The sequence below is a fragment of the Microbulbifer sp. TYP-18 genome (assembly GCF_040932045.1).
Taxonomy (GTDB): Bacteria; Pseudomonadota; Gammaproteobacteria; order Pseudomonadales; family Cellvibrionaceae; genus Microbulbifer.
On sequence record NZ_JBFRBC010000034.1, the window covers coordinates 1 to 17,182 of the forward strand.

19 protein-coding genes are annotated in these 17,182 nt (G+C 60.4%); 16 read left to right on the forward strand and 3 right to left on the reverse strand.

Features of this window, described 5'->3' with window-relative positions; translation table 11 throughout:
- The 10 genes from ABVT36_RS17365 to ABVT36_RS17410 all read left to right on the forward strand — a co-directional run.
- On the forward strand, positions 1 to 1,134 hold a 1,134-nt coding region (locus tag ABVT36_RS17365), incomplete at its 5' end, for a hypothetical protein (protein WP_368457682.1).
- Positions 1,135 to 1,316: 182 nt separating this feature from the next.
- Entirely contained in the window at positions 1,317 to 2,360 is a 1,044-nt protein-coding gene (locus tag ABVT36_RS17370) for a phage major capsid protein (protein WP_367152148.1), read from the forward strand.
- Between the two features lie 24 nt (positions 2,361 to 2,384).
- Positions 2,385 to 2,939, forward strand: coding sequence for a hypothetical protein (locus ABVT36_RS17375; RefSeq protein ID WP_368457683.1), 555 nt, complete (start codon positions 2,385 to 2,387; stop codon positions 2,937 to 2,939).
- A gap of 15 nt (positions 2,940 to 2,954) precedes the next feature.
- Positions 2,955 to 3,617, forward strand: a complete 663-nt coding sequence (locus tag ABVT36_RS17380; protein WP_368457684.1) for a hypothetical protein — start codon at positions 2,955 to 2,957, stop codon at positions 3,615 to 3,617.
- On the forward strand, positions 3,598 to 5,052 hold the full coding sequence (locus ABVT36_RS17385; protein WP_368457685.1) for a hypothetical protein: 1,455 nt from the start codon (positions 3,598 to 3,600) through the stop codon (positions 5,050 to 5,052). The genes ABVT36_RS17380 and ABVT36_RS17385 overlap by 20 nt, the downstream gene beginning before the upstream one ends.
- Positions 5,052 to 5,531, forward strand: a complete 480-nt coding sequence (locus ABVT36_RS17390; RefSeq protein WP_368457686.1) for a hypothetical protein — start codon at positions 5,052 to 5,054, stop codon at positions 5,529 to 5,531. The genes ABVT36_RS17385 and ABVT36_RS17390 overlap by 1 nt, the downstream gene beginning before the upstream one ends.
- Positions 5,518 to 6,183 (forward strand): hypothetical protein, encoded by a 666-nt coding sequence (locus ABVT36_RS17395; RefSeq protein WP_368457687.1) that lies wholly within the window; start codon positions 5,518 to 5,520, stop codon positions 6,181 to 6,183. Before ABVT36_RS17390 ends, ABVT36_RS17395 begins: the two co-directional genes overlap by 14 nt.
- Positions 6,183 to 6,851 (forward strand): hypothetical protein, encoded by a 669-nt coding sequence (locus tag ABVT36_RS17400; RefSeq protein ID WP_368457688.1) that lies wholly within the window; start codon positions 6,183 to 6,185, stop codon positions 6,849 to 6,851. The genes ABVT36_RS17395 and ABVT36_RS17400 overlap by 1 nt, the downstream gene beginning before the upstream one ends.
- A gap of 9 nt (positions 6,852 to 6,860) precedes the next feature.
- Positions 6,861 to 8,180 carry a hypothetical protein gene (locus ABVT36_RS17405; RefSeq protein ID WP_368457689.1) on the forward strand — a complete coding sequence of 440 codons (1,320 nt, stop codon included), beginning with the start codon at positions 6,861 to 6,863 and terminating at the stop codon, positions 8,178 to 8,180.
- Positions 8,180 to 9,979 carry a hypothetical protein gene (locus ABVT36_RS17410; protein WP_368457690.1) on the forward strand — a complete coding sequence of 600 codons (1,800 nt, stop codon included), beginning with the start codon at positions 8,180 to 8,182 and terminating at the stop codon, positions 9,977 to 9,979. The genes ABVT36_RS17405 and ABVT36_RS17410 overlap by 1 nt, the downstream gene beginning before the upstream one ends.
- 3 nt (positions 9,980 to 9,982) lie before the next feature.
- Here ABVT36_RS17410 and ABVT36_RS17415 read toward each other — a convergent pair whose 3' ends face one another.
- The 3 genes from ABVT36_RS17415 to ABVT36_RS17425 form a co-directional block, all read right to left on the reverse strand.
- Entirely contained in the window at positions 9,983 to 10,321 is a 339-nt protein-coding gene (locus ABVT36_RS17415) for a hypothetical protein (protein WP_367152695.1), read from the reverse strand.
- Between the two features lie 166 nt (positions 10,322 to 10,487).
- Positions 10,488 to 10,763 (reverse strand): type II toxin-antitoxin system RelE/ParE family toxin, encoded by a 276-nt coding sequence (locus ABVT36_RS17420; protein ID WP_368457691.1) that lies wholly within the window; start codon positions 10,761 to 10,763, stop codon positions 10,488 to 10,490.
- A complete protein-coding gene (locus tag ABVT36_RS17425; RefSeq protein WP_367152692.1) occupies positions 10,753 to 11,010 on the reverse strand; it encodes a type II toxin-antitoxin system Phd/YefM family antitoxin in 258 nt (85 codons plus the stop codon). The genes ABVT36_RS17420 and ABVT36_RS17425 overlap by 11 nt, the downstream gene beginning before the upstream one ends.
- A gap of 167 nt (positions 11,011 to 11,177) precedes the next feature.
- Here ABVT36_RS17425 and ABVT36_RS17430 point away from each other — a divergent pair, with 167 nt between their 5' ends.
- The 6 genes from ABVT36_RS17430 to ABVT36_RS17455 form a co-directional block, all read left to right on the forward strand.
- Positions 11,178 to 13,013 (forward strand): hypothetical protein, encoded by a 1,836-nt coding sequence (locus ABVT36_RS17430; RefSeq protein WP_368457692.1) that lies wholly within the window; start codon positions 11,178 to 11,180, stop codon positions 13,011 to 13,013.
- Positions 13,010 to 14,095, forward strand: a complete 1,086-nt coding sequence (locus tag ABVT36_RS17435; RefSeq protein ID WP_368457693.1) for a hypothetical protein — start codon at positions 13,010 to 13,012, stop codon at positions 14,093 to 14,095. Before ABVT36_RS17430 ends, ABVT36_RS17435 begins: the two co-directional genes overlap by 4 nt.
- An 11-nt stretch (positions 14,096 to 14,106) precedes the next feature.
- Positions 14,107 to 15,702 carry a hypothetical protein gene (locus tag ABVT36_RS17440; RefSeq protein ID WP_368457694.1) on the forward strand — a complete coding sequence of 532 codons (1,596 nt, stop codon included), beginning with the start codon at positions 14,107 to 14,109 and terminating at the stop codon, positions 15,700 to 15,702.
- A 4-nt stretch (positions 15,703 to 15,706) separates the two neighbouring features.
- Entirely contained in the window at positions 15,707 to 16,228 is a 522-nt protein-coding gene (locus ABVT36_RS17445) for a hypothetical protein (protein ID WP_368457695.1), read from the forward strand.
- A 2-nt stretch (positions 16,229 to 16,230) separates the two neighbouring features.
- Positions 16,231 to 16,410, forward strand: coding sequence for a hypothetical protein (locus ABVT36_RS17450; RefSeq protein WP_368457696.1), 180 nt, complete (start codon positions 16,231 to 16,233; stop codon positions 16,408 to 16,410).
- Positions 16,410 to 17,182, forward strand: a 773-nt coding sequence (locus ABVT36_RS17455; RefSeq protein ID WP_368457697.1) for a hypothetical protein, incomplete at its 3' end; no start/stop codon positions are given. The genes ABVT36_RS17450 and ABVT36_RS17455, both read left to right, overlap by 1 nt.

Sequence of the window (17,182 nt, forward strand, 5' to 3'; positions counted from 1 at the left end):
ATGACCCGCTATGCCACCACCGCGGGGGGCGGCTATCTGGCCCAGGGTCTGGCCGGCGGTGTCACCGGCAACCCGGCGGACCTGATCATCCTGGATGACCCTATCCGCAATCGCCAGGAGGTGGAGTCCAAGGCGATCATGTCCAGCATCCGGGACAATCTGAGTGGTGCCGTCCGCACCCGAATGCACAAGGATACGGCGGTGATTGTGATGCACACCCGCTGGGCGGAGGATGATCCCGCCGGTTATCTGCTGCAGGCGTGGCAGGAGGGCTGGGAGGTCCTGATGCTGCCCGCGCTGATCGAAACCCGGGAGCAGGCCGCAGCGGATCCCCTGGGCCGCGAGATCGGTGAGGTGCTTTGGTCCCAGCGGTTCCCGGCCACTTATTTGAGGGAAACCCGCAACGCCATACTCCCCAGGGACTGGAACGCTTTATACCAACAGGATCCGACACCGGGGGAGGGCGCTCTATTTTCCTACTCGGATTTCGCCGAGTACGATGTGCTGCCCAGACGCCTGGTGTATTACGGCTTTCACGATGGGGCTGTGGCCACACCGGACGAGGGTGAAGATCCCGATATGACGGAGCTTTCGGTCTGGGGCGTGGATCAGGCCTTTAATCTCTACGCGGTGGACTGGTGGACCTGCCAGATCGATCTGGACGAGTGGGTGGGCACACTGTTCGATATGGCGGAGGACTGGCGGGTACAGCGCTGGCATGCGGAGAAGGGGGTGATCGCCCACGCTTCCCGGGGCGCCATCAAGCGGGAAAAGTTAGACCGAAAGTCGCAGCTGTTTTTTAAGTGGATGCCCCATATCGGTGACAAGGAGGCGAATGTCGCCGGCTTCCGCGCCCTGTGCCGGCGGGGCAAGGTGTATTTCCCCAGCAGGCGGAGTCGCTTGCACGGTCCCTGGGTCCGGCATGTACAGGACCAGTTGGTAAAATTCCCCGCCGGCCGCTTTGACGACGCTGTGGATACCTGTGGTCTGGCCGGCCGCCAGGTGGGCGATATGATCGCGGCCCGCTCTTCACAAAGGGGCAAGCCCAAGCCAAAGCACGGCAGCATGGACTGGCTGACCCAGTTTGCGGAGCATGCGGTGGAGCAGGAACGGCACTGTCGGCGGCGAAACTAAAGTAGACAGAAAAGTGATCACATTGAAACTCATCACCGCAAATCCTTCCTGATATTTTTCTCCTATTGCGTGTGTATCCGGGTCCGCGCCCCGACTCGGCAGAACTGCAGCTCGCCACTGCAAACGGCGTTTCGCATCTCGCCAATGCAAGCACGTTTGTCACTTATGTGGAGAGCACCGTTATGCCTTTTACTCCCCAGGAGATTCAGGACGCCGGCAAGGCGGTCCTGGATTTTCATCTCAAGAATTCACCTGAAGATCAGATCAAGCAGGACCGCCCGCTGCTGAAGGCGTTGATGCCAAAGAAGAAGTCCTTCCCGGGCGCGAAGGAGTATGTGGTCGAGCAGCTTCGCGTGGCCTATCAATCCAACTTCCAATTTTACCGCGGCGAACAGCAGGTGACCTATAACCGCCGGCAGACCCTGGATCAGGCCAAGTTTCCGTGGCGCTCCGCGCACGATGGCTTGTATCTGGACGAGGACCGCCTGGCGCAGCACGGCATCAAGATCGATGACAACGGCCAGGGCGGCAATGTGACTCGCGCCGAGGCGATTCAGCTGTCCAATCTGCTGGACGAGCAGATGGTGGCGCTGGACGAGGGCTGGGAGGATGCGTTTGACCGTGTCTGCTGGCTGGACGGCTCCGGCAGTGCCGATGATCTGGCGGGTATCGATTATCTGGTTCCACTGGATCCCTCCACGGGTACTGTCGGCGGTATCGACCGGGCGACGGAGCTTTGGTGGCGCAATAACACCGCCACGGCACTGGCGGGTGGTGGTGACATTATTCCGGCGCTGGAGGAGGAGTGGAAAAACTGCATTCGTTTTGGCGGCCAGGCGCCGACGCATATTTTTGCCGGCTGGGATTGGATCCAGGCGTTCCGTATGGAGGCGAAGGCGGAGATTGAGCGCTTTGTGCGGACGGGTACCGGCCGCGCCACCATCGATCCGGCGACGGATCTGCAGTTCAACGGTGTGCCCATCACCTGGGTGCCGCAGTTCGATGACAACTTCGATGGCTCGGTGGCGCCGCTCACCCACTGGTCCAAGCGCTGTTACCTGCTGAACCTGAAGAGTATTCGGTTGCGCCCCATGCAGGGACAGGACCGCATCAGCCGCAAGCCGCCGCGGCCCCACGACAAGTATGTCACCTACTGGGCACTGACCTGGAAGGGTGCGCTGACGATGAACCGCGCGCGCTGCAATGCGGTGCTGGCTTTGGCGTAAGAATGACCGACGGAGCAATTAATCATGCTGAAAGAAATACCCGCTGCAAAGTGCCTGCTGGTGCGCGATCCGGCCGAAAAGATCGTCAACACCTATCCCGCCCATGAAATCCCGGTACTGGCCTATGTGCACCGCTGTGATGTGCAGGAACTGGTGGTCGATGCCGATGGCGAGCCGGTGCTGACCGATTACGACGAGCAGGCGGAGATAGAACGCCTGATCCGCCGCTACGGTGAGGAGGTGTTTGTCAAAGTCTACGGGCAGATAGCGCCCGGTTGCCTGGACCGCTCCATCGATTCGGTGCTTTCCATGCTGGACCGGGACGATGAAATACTGTCGGAAAAAGAGGAGGCGGAAAATAGGCAACGGGCCGCACGCCGGCAGCGACATTTATCGGCATTGGCCGCGAAGAAAAAAAGCGTCAGGCGCGAACGCCTGGATCGGCGCCGCCAGTTTGCCGGGGAGGAGGCGCAGACAAGTGCAGATGAGGAGGATACGGGGGACCTGACGGAAGGGGAACCGGGGGAGCAACCGGAGGATGTTCAAGGACAGGGCGAGTTTCCGGCCAGGGACTGGTAGCGGAAGCGGCAGGTCATGGCCCGACAATACCGCACCCTGGAAAAGCTGCGCCAACAGCTGTCGGCGCGGCTCGGCTTTGGCGGCCAGGCGGGTGCCAGCTCGGTCAATGCCCCTATCCTGAATTCCTTTCTCTACGATGCGCAGCAGCAGTTGTGGGAGCAGGTGGACTGGCATCACCTGATCCGGTTTGCCGACAAGACTGTGGGTTATGGCCAAAGGCTGCTGGAATACCCGCAGGACTGCGATCCGGAACGGGTGCTGTCGGTCGCGGTGTACGACGGCGTCGAGTGGTTGCCGTTGGCGCGCGGTATCGACTGGCAGCACCGCGACCCACTGAACACCCTGGACCGGCCCTGCCGGTGGGAAATGGCCGATCAGTTGGAGCTGCATCCACAAGCCGACAGAACCTACCCTCTGCGCATCCGCTATGTGCGCAAGCCGGACCGCTTCGAGGGGGAGGGCGACCGGGCCAGCCTCAATGACAATCTGATCTTTTTACATGCGCTCTACAACGCAAAACTGCATTACCGGCAGCCGGACGCGGATCGGTATGGTGCCCAGCTGGAAAGCGAGCTGCTGCAGGTCAAGTCCCGCTCTCGGGGTCGACGGGTGCACCGGCGCAAAATAATCCAAAGCGATCCCTACGGGAGGGCGCCCCGTGCCGCAGATCACGTTTAAGAGCTGGGCCGCCGGTCTCGATGTGCGCCAGGGGGAATTCGTGGCCGACGCCAACCGCCTGCGCATTCTCCGCAACGCCTATATCTCCAACGGCAAGGTGCCGCGCAAGCGGCCGGCGCTGGATGAGGCTTACACGCTGCCGGAAAATACCCATGGTCTCGCGCAGATGGACGGCGATCTTCATGTATTTTATGACGTTCAGCATCCGGCCCCGAGCCTTCCCGCCGGTATCCGGGCCCACGGGTTGAACAGCATTTCCGGCGCCCCGGATATTCGGCGCATCTGGTATGCGGAGCATTTTAACGGCCAGTTGTATGTGGTGGCCGAGTATGTCGGCGGTCAGTTCCAGCACCATTTTCTCGACGGTGGAACGGATACCCGGATTGCGGACGGCAACTGCCCCAAAACCCGCACGGTGACGAAGCGGGGCCAGCGCCTCTACGCGGCCTCTCGGGACGTGGTGCGCTATTGTGCCGGCGCCGACCCGCGCAACTGGACCCCCGAGGAGACGCCGGACAGTTTGTCTGCCGGCCTCTTGCCGGTGAACGTGCAGGCGGATGGCAATGACCTGGTCAAGGCACTGGGCGCCTATCACGACAATATCGTCGTGTGGACGGATGATCACGCCCAGCTGTGGCATGTGGATGCGGACCAGACCACCAATCAGTTTCGCAAGCTGGTCTACAGCGGCGCGCGCGATTACTACGGTCATGCGGGCATGGCCGGTGACCTGTTTTTTCTGAGCAATCAGGGCGTGCGCTCCATTACCCAGCAGTCCGATACTGACAATGTGCACGATATCGACGTGGGTACCGCCATCGACGACCTGTTTGCCGGGGAGCCGGGCGAGGGTCGCTGTGCCTATATCCGCAAATACGGCCAGTTGTGGTTCTGGTTCGACCACGATTACACATTGGCAACCGGTGTGTCCGTGCGGGGATCGCGGGTCTATGTGTACACCCTGAGCAAGGTGAGCAAGATCAGCGCCTGGAGCGAGTATCTGTTTCCGGAGCGCATCGATTATGTGGCCGAGGCCTATCAGACCGTATTTATCCGCACCGCCAACCGTATCAGTCAGCTGGTGGACCGGGGCGTTTACAAGGACTACGGCAAAGCGGGTACGGAAGAGGGCACCGGCATCGAAGTCTATGTCGAGATGCCGTTTGTCGATTTTAAAGGGCCCGGAGTGACCAAGCAGCTGTGGGGTGCGGATTTCGTGTTCCAGGGCACGGCGGAATTCGCCATTAAATACGATAGCCGTTATCCGGATCGCCAGACCGGCTGGCAGTCCATCAGCAATGATTCCCGCCCGGGGCCGATGCTGCCGGTGGAAGTGATGGGATCCAGCTTTGCCCCGGTGGTAAGGCACAACCACAACGAACCCTTCCAGCTCGACGCCATCACCCTGCATTACCACAACCTGGGGCCGATCTGATGATCGCCGCGGCCAGCGAGTATCACATCGCCGAAGTCCTGAATGGGCTCTGTGCGCAAAACGTGGCGGAGTTCGAGGTCATGCAGGGCGGTTACGACCCCGCCCTGGCCCTGGATCTGGTGCAGGACTGGATCAAAGGCGAGGGCGCTGTGGGCCTGGTGGTGTTAAAGGCGCGCGTCGCCGAATGTGTGGGCGGTCTGCGCCCCATCAACCCGGGCGTCGCCATTGTCTGGCTGCTGGGAGTCACCGGCTGGCCCCGCCGCTGTTTGCGGGAAGTGACGCAAGCCGGCCGGACCCTGGTGGAGACGGCACTGGCAAACGGTTATCACCGCCTGGAGGGCCATGCATTATCGACCAATCCGTTTTCCGGGCGCTGGTATCGCAAGCTGGGTTTTGAGCGGGAGGGTGTGCGTCGGTCCTTTGGGCGCCGGGGGGAAGACGTGGAAATTTACGGGCGGGTGAAACATGGGATTGGGTAGTGACGGCTCGAAGGAGCAAAAGCGCTATAACCGCGAGCAGGCGCGCAAGGAAGCGGAACAGAAACGCCGTCAACAACAGGCGGTGGCTTCCATTTACCGGACCTTCGGCCTGGATGCGCGGGGCAACCCGGTGGAAAACAGCCCCAACCATACACAGTGGTCGGAAAACCTGGACCGGGTTTACGACGATGTCACGGCGGTGCATACCGACACCCTCAATACCCAGCGGCACGACGTCACCGACGCCCTGATGGCGCAGCTGTTGCGCCAGGGCATGGTGGGCTCCCACCTCACCGATCAATATGAGTACCAGGTGGACGACGCCTACCAGCGCGGGCTGGCGCAGATCGACAGTGTGGCCGCCGGAGCGCGCTCCAACGCCAAGTCCCGCATGAGCAGCATCATGAACGATGCCATCGCCCAGGTGAATGCCGGCAACCTGGATGCGGCCAGCGCCGGCAGCCTGCGGGCGGATATCGGCAACGCCATGACCAACGCCTCGGCCACCGCCACCAGCCAGCAGATCAACGGATTATTTGACGACGTACTGCGCGCCTACGAACTGCGGCGGGAAAACAAAGGGCGCCAACTGGCGGAGCAGAGCTATCACAGCACCGCCGGTCATAACGGCACCATCACAGGAGGCCCCTGATGGAACCCATGACGATAGCGGCCATCGCGGCGCTGCTTTCCGGCGCTTATATGCAGCACCGGGGACAGCAGGCACAGATCAAGGAAAACGTGCAGATACAGCGCCGGCACGATCGCGAGGCCGACCAGCTGCGGGAGGAAAAGCAGAGAGAGATTCTGGACAACCTGCAGACCGATTACACCCCCGGCAGCTACCGCGACGGGCTGGACGATGCCCAGGCAGAGCGTATTGCCGCCATCCAGGCACTGCAAAAGCAGGGCGGTCAAACACAGTTCAATTTCTCTGCCGACCAGAGTGATGCCGCCCTGGCGGAAGCCGCGCGCGGGGAAATTCTGCGCACCGAGAATGCGCGCAATATCGCCCGGCTGATGGGCAATCTGGGCGGTCATCAAATGCAGGCCGGCGCCCTGGGTCGCCGGCATCAGACACAGCAGACCCGCCTGGGGCGTTTCGCCGCCGAGCACGCCTGGAACGAGGCGGCCCGCAAGCGGGCCCTGGCGGGCAACCACAAGGGCGCCAAGCGGGTGTTGGGCGGTTCCCTGTTGTCGGCGATTGGTTCGGCCATGCTGGCCCGCGGTGGCAGCGGAAGTGCGGCCGACGGCATGATCATCGCCGGTGACAACGGGCAGATGATGGAAAACGTCAGCCAATATAAACCCTTTGTCTGAGGCCGGATTATGCGTTACGCAATTTCAACATCACTGGGCATCGGTCTCGGCAATGCCGTCCGGGCACTGGCCGAGGGCAATGCGCGGGAAGAGGCAGCGAAAGAGGCGCGGATGTCGGCGTTGCTTCGACAGGATCTGGCGCAGGCCGACCTGGGCCTGAAAGCGGCACAAACCGATTACCAGAGCGCCCTGGCGCAAAAAGTGCGCGACAGCCTGGCCCTCAATCATGACCAGGGGCTGCGTCATTCTCTGGTGGCGGACCAGACCGGCGCCACTGTGTCACAGGTGCAGCAGTATGCGGATTATCGGGATACCGGGGAGTGGGGCGATGCCGGTCCGCTGGAATCCGCTCTGGCGCAGGCAATCCAACAGAGCCTTGCCGGCACCCGTCTTGCCGGTCTCAATGCCCAGCCGATTAAAGCGCCGGATACCACGGCGCAAGTGGCGAACACAGCCGCCTTGCAGACGGGGCTGGCCAAAGGGGTGATGGATAGTGCAGATGGTTCACTGCATGGAGGACCGCAGTTGCTGGGGTTCGGAAAAATAAACCCGCGTGACTTTACTTCGGAATCACTCGCTGAATACCAACAGACGGGTGACCTTAATGAATTGGTGCGATACAGCGAATTCTCACAGGGGGGCACCCGCTATGGACCAAGCGCCGACGGTGGTGTCGCTCCGCTTGTGAGCGATCTTCAGGCTTTGTCTGACGCCGATCTGCAGGCGGAAATTGACAAGCGCCGGGCATATGCGCAATCCATGGGCAGAGCAGCGGGCAGTGCCGTGATTGGGGCAGAAGAGCGTGCCGCACAAAACAGGGTCGCACTTTCCACCTATGAAATGGCCGTAAAAGGGCTTCGCGAATCCATGCAGAATACGACTACAGGTCCAGTTGCCGGCAGGATACCCGCCATGACACCGGAAGCGCAGATTGCCGAGGGTGCGGCTGCGGCAATGGCACCGGTGCTTAAATCCATTTTTCGTGTCAGTGGTGAAGGTACCTTTACTGATCGGGATCAGGCCCTGTTAATGGAAATGCTGCCTTCAAGAAAAGATCATTCCGAAGCTGCCCAGGCCAAACTAAACATTGTTGACGCCATTGTTGGAGCAAAGCTTGGTGGAGACATGCGCCCGGTTGAGGACATTTGGGGTGAAGCTTCCGGTACTCAAAGCACTGGAAGTACGAATGAGGCGCTTCCCTCAACCAGTGGCGAAAATGCTTTTAACCAACCCCTCCCACCAGTCAACGCACAGGGCTGGCAACTGATGATCGATGGTAGTGGCAACCGCGCCTACATCGGCCCCAACGGAGAAGTGGAGGAAATCTGATGGCCTTTGATTTGTCCACTGCCCGGCCAGTGAATGACTCCGCCCAGCATCCGCAGCGCAAACGATTTGACATAACCACAGCGCGACCTGTTGAGCCGCAGCCCAGTGTCACGGCAGCGGGGCAGCAACCGGATGTTCCCGTGCCCGATAAAACGCCCGGTCTGTTTGACATTAGCCGCCAATTATCCGGGGGCCTGGTCGAGCCGGTTTTAACACTTGGCTCCGCTGGAGTTGGAGAGGTTGCCGGCGGATTAACCGGCCTGGGCACCCTCGGTGTGACCGCTGCCGGCCGAGCCCTGGGCCTGACAGACGTGGACCCCGCAGAGGCGGCTGAGGCTGTGCGGCGGGGTGTTTCCGAACGCCTGACCTATCAGCCCCGAACCGCTGGAGCGCAGCTTGCTACGCAAACATTGACCACTTCCGCCGTACCGGCTGCAGCCGCCATACAGAAATCTACCGAGCTGGCGGGCGAGGCTGGAAATGCGGTCGGAGGCCCCGCTGCTGGAGCTGTGGCATCGGCTGTTCCCACTGCGGTTGCCCAGTATCTGGGAGTAAGGATTCCGGGTGTTCGGGGCTCTGGTGCGCTGGACCCGAGCAAGCGTGGACGCACAGCAGCTCTTCCGAAAACGAAAACCACAGATCCTGTAAACGATCTGGCCGCCAGGCGGGCAGAGGAAATCAAGGCCGACTCCACCAGCGGGGAGATTGCCCCCTACAGACTTTCCGATAACTGGCGAGGGGTTGAAAAGGATAGGGTGGCGCAAAACGCTATCAAGCAGGGGTTCGACAAATCGATAGTGTCGGCCATCAAGAGAGCATCCCCGGAAGATCGACAGAGAATGGTGCGAATGCTTGGTATTCGCCAGCGCGGGCACAACAATGCCCGCTATTCAATGGACAACCGAGCCTCCGATGTTGCAGGCGACTCCCTGATGCAGCGCGTGCGCCACGTCAGGCTGGTCAACCAGAATGCGGGCAGGCAACTGGACGCGGTGGCAAAAGCGCTGAAAGGCAAACCAGTGGACTATCGGGCTCCCGTCGACGAGTTTCTTGCCAGGCTGCGGGAAATGGGTGTCACAATGGATCGCCGGCTAAAGCCTCTGTTTGCCGGATCCGACATTGAGGGTGTCGATGCAGCCGAGCGGGTAGTTAGGAATATCGTCGCTCGAATGAGAGACACGCGTGCTCCGGACGCCTACGACCTGCATCGGCTGAAACGATACATCGATGAACAGGTTACCTATGGGAAAAGCAAAGATGGTCTCGGAGGTAGGACCGAGCGTATCTTGAAGAGCCTGCGCGCAGACTTGGATAGCGCGCTGGATAACAACTTTCCGGAATATGATCGTGTCAATACCGCCTATGCGGATACGGTGAACGCCCTGGACGCGCTGCAGGATGCCAGTGGAAGTAAAGTCAATTTCTATGGTGACAATGCCGACAAGGCAGTGGGGACGGTGTTGCGGCGCCTGATGAGTAATACTCAGTCGCGGGTCAACTTAATGGATGCCACCGCTGATTTGGAAACAGTGGCCGCAAAATATGGGGCAAATTTCAGTGATGATCTGAAGACTCAAATGTTGTTTGCCGATGAGCTGGACAAACGGTTCGGAGCAACCGCCCGTACCTCCCTTCAGGGTGAGATGCAGAAGAGCATAAATACCCTGGCAAATGTTGCGTCCGGACAGCAGTCAACTACGGGGGCGACCTTTGACTTCATGAGAGGCGGCTTGAATAAAGTGCGCGGAATAAATGACCAAAACGCGTTCATCGCTATGCGGGAATTGCTTCGGCGATGAAAGCTAAAATAGTCCGTCCACTTGATAAAATACGATACCGATAGCGCGTCCGATAACAACTGCGGCGAATCCCATAACGCACATGCCCAGGGCCGGTAATATCTGGAAATGGACAGCAAAAGCGAGCATGGTCAGAAAGCTTGCCGCAGCCCCCAAATAAAATACCAGCATCCAGAACCAGGGCCGGGTGGCAAGGAATAGGAACAGGGCTATCAGTAGCGCTCCAACGGCATAGAGCAGCTTTTCTGAGCCGCCCTGCTCGCCATTGAGATGGTATAAGCCAACGGCGACCATTATTGAGACTGGGAGGGTCCATCCCCACTTGTTTTCCGAATCAGTCATTGCCTGATACCAGAAGCTTAATAGCGGTAAATAGGACCAGAGTGATTAGGGAACCACATTGACTTCCTTGCATATCCGCGTACCCGCCGGCCACCGATGATATTTACCATTATCCGCCCAAGAGAATCCTGGTGCAAATAATCGAAGGCCGCACGAATGTACCCTTTCACTCTATTTGCAAATACACCTGATTTTTCTCGCGTTTACCGATCGCGATGACAGTAACAATGATTTCGACGTCGTTGGCGTGGTAGACAAGCCGATAACCGGCTGCCCTGAGTTTTATTTTGTAGAGGTCTTTTTTGCCAGAGAGCCTGTCCTTTGGCACGTGGGGATTTTCGAGCCGTTCCTCCAACTTCTTTTTAAACTGCGAGCGAACATTGGTCCCTAACTTTTTCCATGCCTTGAAGGCCGCCGGGTGGAATTTTAGGTCATAGGTCATCCAGGCTCACCGGTATCGCTTCGCTGCCATCGGTGAGGCGCTCTTCCGCTACCCTGGCCAGTTGGGCGTCCTCCAGACGATCCAGTATCTCTTCGTAGAGAGCGGGGGACAGGCAATACATGACCGGCCGGTTCCTGTTCAGTACGGCAACGGGCCCGGCCTCAGTGTCTTTAGCCAGGGCCATAGGGTTACGCTTGGCCTCGGAAATAGGCATAACCCGGTCGGACAGAATGTTGATTGCAGTCATATTGGTGCCATGAATAGTACTTTTAACTGGTCTAATAGTAGTGCAATTAAAGGTCGATTACAACCTGTGGTATGACGCCATCTTCAGGCATAGCCATCGATCTTTTCAACTCATCACCGCACTGTATTCCCTGCACACTGGATGCCTGATTGGTAATAAGGCACGCCATGGACCCGTACAACAAGGCTCCCCCCGACATCGACGAGTCCGAAAAAGCCCTGGTCCGGCGGTGGTCCGCCCGCCTGGAGCGCTTTGTTGAGCTTCATGACAAAAAAACCAAGGCAAACGTCGAGCGCTGGCGGCAGGTATTGTCCGGCAGAGGCAAGGGCGAGCAGGAAGGGAAGGGTATCCGCCTGTTGTTTTCGGTGTTTGCCAGTCTGATTCCGCAGATCTATGCCAAGGATCCCGATATCGACTGCGATGCCGCCGAAGCGGCGGAAGGTGCCATGTACCAGGCCTGGCGTAAATTTGCCGCCACCCTGGCGGTGGTGCTCAACCGTCAACTGGTGCAGGAAGGCAAACTGAAAAAGCGTGCCAAGTCCCTGCTGCGCGCCACCATGACCGCCGCCGCGGGCTGGGTGAAAGTGGTTTACCAGAGAGACTACCGGCGGGACCCCCTGATTCAAAACCGCCTGGAGGATGCCCAGGACAACCTGCAACGGGTGGAACAGTTGCTGAGAGAATTGGAGGACCCGGCCTGTGCCGGCGACCTGGAGGCCACCCGCGCCGAGCTGCAGCAACAGATTCACAGCCTGCAATCCCAGGTCGAGGTGGTGGCCAGCGAGGGACTGGTGATCGATCGGCCGCTGACCGAAGACATCCTGATTCTGGATGACACCCGTAACGAGTTCGACGACTACGAGCGGGCGGATGCCATAGCCCACCGCCTGTGGTTTACGCCCGAGCGGTTTTCCGAAGTGTTCGGCCGCAAGGCGGATCAATCCGCACGCCGTCATACCATCACTGGCAAAGAACGCAGTCGGGACAGCAGGGAAGAGGAGCAGCTGATCCCGGTGTTCGAGATCTGGTGCAAGCGGGACAACACAGTTTACACCCTGGCGCTGGGAGAAGAGCGCTGGGCGCGCCCGCCGTTTTCACCGCCAAAGCAGGGGCGCCGTTGGTACCCCTTTTTTGGGCTCGCCTTCAATCAGGTGGACGGCAGTGCGGAGCCTCTGTCCGATGTGGAACTGCTGGAGGACCTGCAGGCGGAATACAACGAGACCCGGGATAAATACCGGGAGCTGAGGAGGGATCTGCGCCCGGCCACCGCCTATCGCCGCGCCGGCGGGCTGGACGACGAAGACCTGGACAATATCCAAAACCGGCGCACCAACGACATGATCGGCGTTGGCGGCGATCCGGAGCGGCCACTGGCCCACGACCTGCAGGAAATTCCCGCCCCCCGGGTGGATCCCGGTTTGTTTGACACCTCGACCATTCACCGGGATATCGAAATGCTGTCCGGCGCCAGTGACGCCAGCCGCAATATCACCCAGGTTTCCAAAACCGCCACCGAAGCCGAACTGATGGCCGCCTCCATGCAGGGCCGTATGGGTGAGCGCCGCGACGCGCTGGAAGACTGGATCAGCGAAGTGGCCGGCTATGCGGCGGAAATACTCCTGTTGGAAATCACCCCGGAACAGGTGCGCCAGATCGCCGGCCAGGGGGCCGTGTGGCCCACCATGGAGCGCGAGGATATTTACAACCTGTATCGGGTCAGTGTCCGCGGCGGCTCCACCGCCAAACCCAATCAGACACGGGAGCGGGAGCAGTGGGTGCAACTGCTGCCCATCCTGCAACAGCAGCTGATGCAGATCGGCCAACTGAAAGCCGTCGCCCATCCCATGGCGGGCGTGGCAGAGTTTGTACTGGAACAGACCCTCAAGCGTTTTGACGAACGGTTCGACCTGGCCGAAATCGCCGGGCAGGGCGCAGAGCCCGCCGGCGGCCAGTTGCCTGCGCCTGTCCCACCAATTCCCCCAGCCACAGAGACCATGCAATGAATGACGACACGGAACAGCAAACGGAAACTCAGCAACCGGAAAATCAGGAAGCGCCGCAGAGCGCCCTGGAAGCCATCGAGCGCAGTGTCCCGGTGCGTGCAGAGGAAACCCCTCAGCACAGCGCCGATGATCCCGATCAGGATAAGGAGCACCGGGACCGGGAAAATCAGAATGCAGAAGGCCCTGAACCTGAAAACACCGCGACGCCGGCAGAGGAGAGCGATAAAAAGCCCGGGGCGGAGGACACAGACGGTGATCAGGAGCCGGACAACACCGACCGGGCGCTGACCGAAGAGGACCTGGAACTCACCGCCGAAGAGCAGACCAGCCTCAGCCAGGGGTCCCAGGCCCGCTTTCGCAAATTGGCCAACGGCGTCAAGGCGGCCAATGAACGCGCGGTGGAATACGAGCAACAGGCCCAGGCACTGCAAAAAACCCTGGAACCGGTACAGCAGATGTTCACCGACTCAAAACTGGCGGCGGATGAGATTGCCGAGCTGTTCGAATATGGGCGTGCCCTTAAAACCGGCGACCTTGCCGCGGCGGGCAAAATCCTGCTGCGCCAGGTAAAAGAGTACCAGTTGCTGAGTGGCCAGCCCCTGCAACTGGAAGATCCCCTCGGCGACTTTCCCGACCTGCGCAAACAGGTGAACGACATGGGCCTGAACGAGGCCGCAGCGCTGGAGATGGCCAAAGCGCGGCGCCTGGAAGCGGACCAGAAGCACCGCCAGACACAGCAACGGGAATCCGAGCACCGGCAGGCACAACAGCAGCAGACCGTGCAAAAAGCCGTGCAGGACATCGACGCCTGGGCCGCTCAGACTGCCGCCAGCGATGTGGACTGGCCGCAGAAGGAAAAACTGATCTCCGCCCGAATCGCCCGCATCACCCAGAGCGGTGATCCCTCCAGTTGGCTGCCCCAGATCGAAAACCTGTACGACACCATCAGCAGCATGAGCGTCAGCCAGCCGCCGCCCAAAAAGGATCCGGCCCCGCTCACCTCCAGTGCCGGCAACGCCGGCGGGCGCGCACCGGCCAACGGCGCCGAGGCCGCGTTGCAGGCGTTAAACATCCGCTATTAACGGAGCCCGCCATGTCCCAGCAGCAACCCTACCGGCCCGACACCAATTTTAGCGACCTGAATCGTGCCGACCCGGTCAGTCTCGACAATGAACTGTCGGGCATCGCCAGTGCCCTGTCGTCCACACAAGACGCGCTGCGGGCACTGCTGCGGGACGACGGCAAACTCAAGGACGGACTGATCGAACTGTTTATGCTGGCCACCAGCGTGCGCAACCTCCTCACCACCGGGATCAATCCCCGCGGCAACTGGGATGCGGGGCAGGGTTTTGGGGTGGGGGATCTGGTGAACTACGGCGATGACAGTTTTGTCTGCGCCGCCACCCACGTCTCCGGCGGGGATTTTGATCAGGACCGCGAAACCGGCGTCTGGGTGGTGTTCTCCCGCTCGCTGCAGCTCGCCATCGGCGTGGTGCTGGGCAGCGCCGCCGAGCGCGATGTCGGGCTGGGCCCCGACCAGGTGCCGGACATCGATATCGCCGATGCGCGCTACAACCGCAGCGGCAAGGGCGGTCTGCACCACGAGACCGCCGCCGGTACCCAGGTGGTCATGCCCCGGGGCGCCGCCAATAAATACTCCGGAGCTTTTACCGGCGCCATCGCCATCCGCTTTCCCCAGACCTGGAAGAACATCCACTTCCGCATGATCCTCGACGTGATCCTGGAGGGCACGGACCAGAACCAGAAAGCCCACTCCCTCTCGCTGATGGTTTCAGGCAAGACCGATGCCGCACAACAGCGCTGGCACGACATGCAGGCCCATGTGCTGGATGGCGAAAACCCCGCGCAGATTTTGCCGGTGCGGTTCGGGGATGGGCCCGACGACCACCCTGTGGTCTGGCTCGGGGACCTGAACACCGTCTGGTCCAACCCGTCGATCAAGATGCGCGAGCTGTTTGTCGCCGGCGCCCAAACCGCGGCCGCCTACTGGGTGAGTGGCTGGAGTATCGACTTTGTCACCGCCTTTGACGGCAATGTGAGCCAGCAGCTGCGCACCGCGGGTATCTCCCAGCTGCCGGATTTTTCCAACTCCGGTGGCCGCTATGTGCGGATACGCCAGGACGGCACAGGTCTTGAGTACCGCACCAACTTCCAGGTCGCCAATGATCTTCAAGTGCCGCTGGAAGCGCCCCAGGACGGAGAGGGCTATCTGCGTTACAACGGCGGCTGGCTGCCCATCTCCAGTTACACCTTCACCATCCAAAACGCCCGGGTGGATGGGGATTTTATTCTGGACGGCGGTATTGGCAGCGCCACCCTTACCATCAAGGCGGACTCGGATCAGGCCGGCGAAGAAGTGCCCGGCATCAAACTGCAGTGGCACGGCGCCGAATACGAATGGCTCTGGTACGGCGCGGCCAATGGCGACCTGATTCTGGGCAACGTCACCGGGGTTTACATGGTGTTCCATGCGAGCGGCAATATCACCACCGAAAAGGCGCTGACCGCGGCAACACTGAGCGGCAACAGCGTGAAAGTCCAGGGCAAAGAGGTCTATCACCCGGAAAACAAACCCTCCATCGACGATATCCAAAACCTGCCCAAGGTCACCGTGAGCAGCAGCCAGCCCACGGGCGGCAAGGACGGCGATGTATGGTTCCTGGTGTGACATTTTGCGGATTCATGGAGCAGCGCCGGTGAGCGTCAAGGTGCGTCTGGGCAACTGGCGGGATCCGGTCGACATCCGTGCCCGCCACGCCGGCGGCTGGCAACAGGTAAAAGAAGTCTGGGTGCGGCGCGCCGGGGTTTGGACCAGGCCCTGGGTATGGACCTTCACTACCGCCTACAACACCACTTTCAATACCAGCTATGGCACCGCCTATGGAACCAGCTATACCACCAGCTGGAATACCAGTCGCAGCACCACTACCGCCTGGAGCACCGGCAAAAGCACCAGCAGAGTCACCAGCTACACCACCGAATGGATAACGAATTACGAGCATGTCCCCGGTGAACCGGATTCCCGGCTGACCAACAAAACCACCAGTTACACCACCACCTATACCACCAATTGGAATACCAGCCGCAGCACCACCACCAACTGGAACACCAGCCAAAGCACCACTAAAACCACCAGCCGCAACACCAGCAAAACCACCTCCCAAGCCACCAGCCGCAACACCACCTGGAGCTGACCGTGACACAGGAACAACGTCTGAACTTACTGGAAGAGCGGGTGAGGGACCTCTCCGGCTTGTACCGCAGCGCCGTGAAAGACCTGCAGGAAGCGCAGCAGGAACTGACCGCGCACCTGATCGACACCCTGGACCAGCGTATTGCCCGGGCGCTCACACAAGCAGACCGGGAGACCGGCTGATGCGCGAAACCCCCTGGGACCCGGCGACACGGGTGCACCGCACGGGTTTTGTTACCTGGCGGGATGAAAAATCGGTACCGCTGCTAAAGCTCGCCGCGACACTGGCGGAAAAGCACCGGATACCACTGGAATACGACCTGCGCTATCACGGCGACGGTGGCGCCTTCACCGTGACCGAATGTATGGCGGGGCTAGGGGGCATCATTTTGACCCCCACCAAGATCGAACAGGCACTGGCGCGATATCGGCAGGCGGATCAATGCAATACCAGACATGACTGGGCCCCAGTGGCCAAAGCCGCACCCGACAAATACCTGTTGCACAGCTATCAAACAGAGCTTCCCAGTAAAGTGGCCCTGCTGCCCGGCAGCAACCTGATGGCGGCCGGCGCCATGGACCTGGAAATGCTGCGCGCTGCAGTGGCCGCCGGAGCCTTTATCAAACCCCACCCGGTTACCAATCAAAAGTACCGCGCCATTCTAAAGCGCTCCTGGCGCGACCGCATTCTCCCGCGGATCTACTCCGGCATGGCCTGCCTGCGTGCCGCCACCGAAATTTGGTCCAGTGGTGCCAGCGAACTGCTGTTGTATGCCATCCTAGCCCGCAAGCGAGTGCATTCCCTGAGCAATGCAATACCAGCCGGCGGCTACTGGGAGCTGGGGGAGTATCTGCGCTCCGTAACAGATCCCAAAGCCAGTCTTGAACGCATCCTCAGCGCCCCGGAAGTATCCGGGGTGTTTGTGCCCAATCCCTACTTTGATGTGCGCGAGCG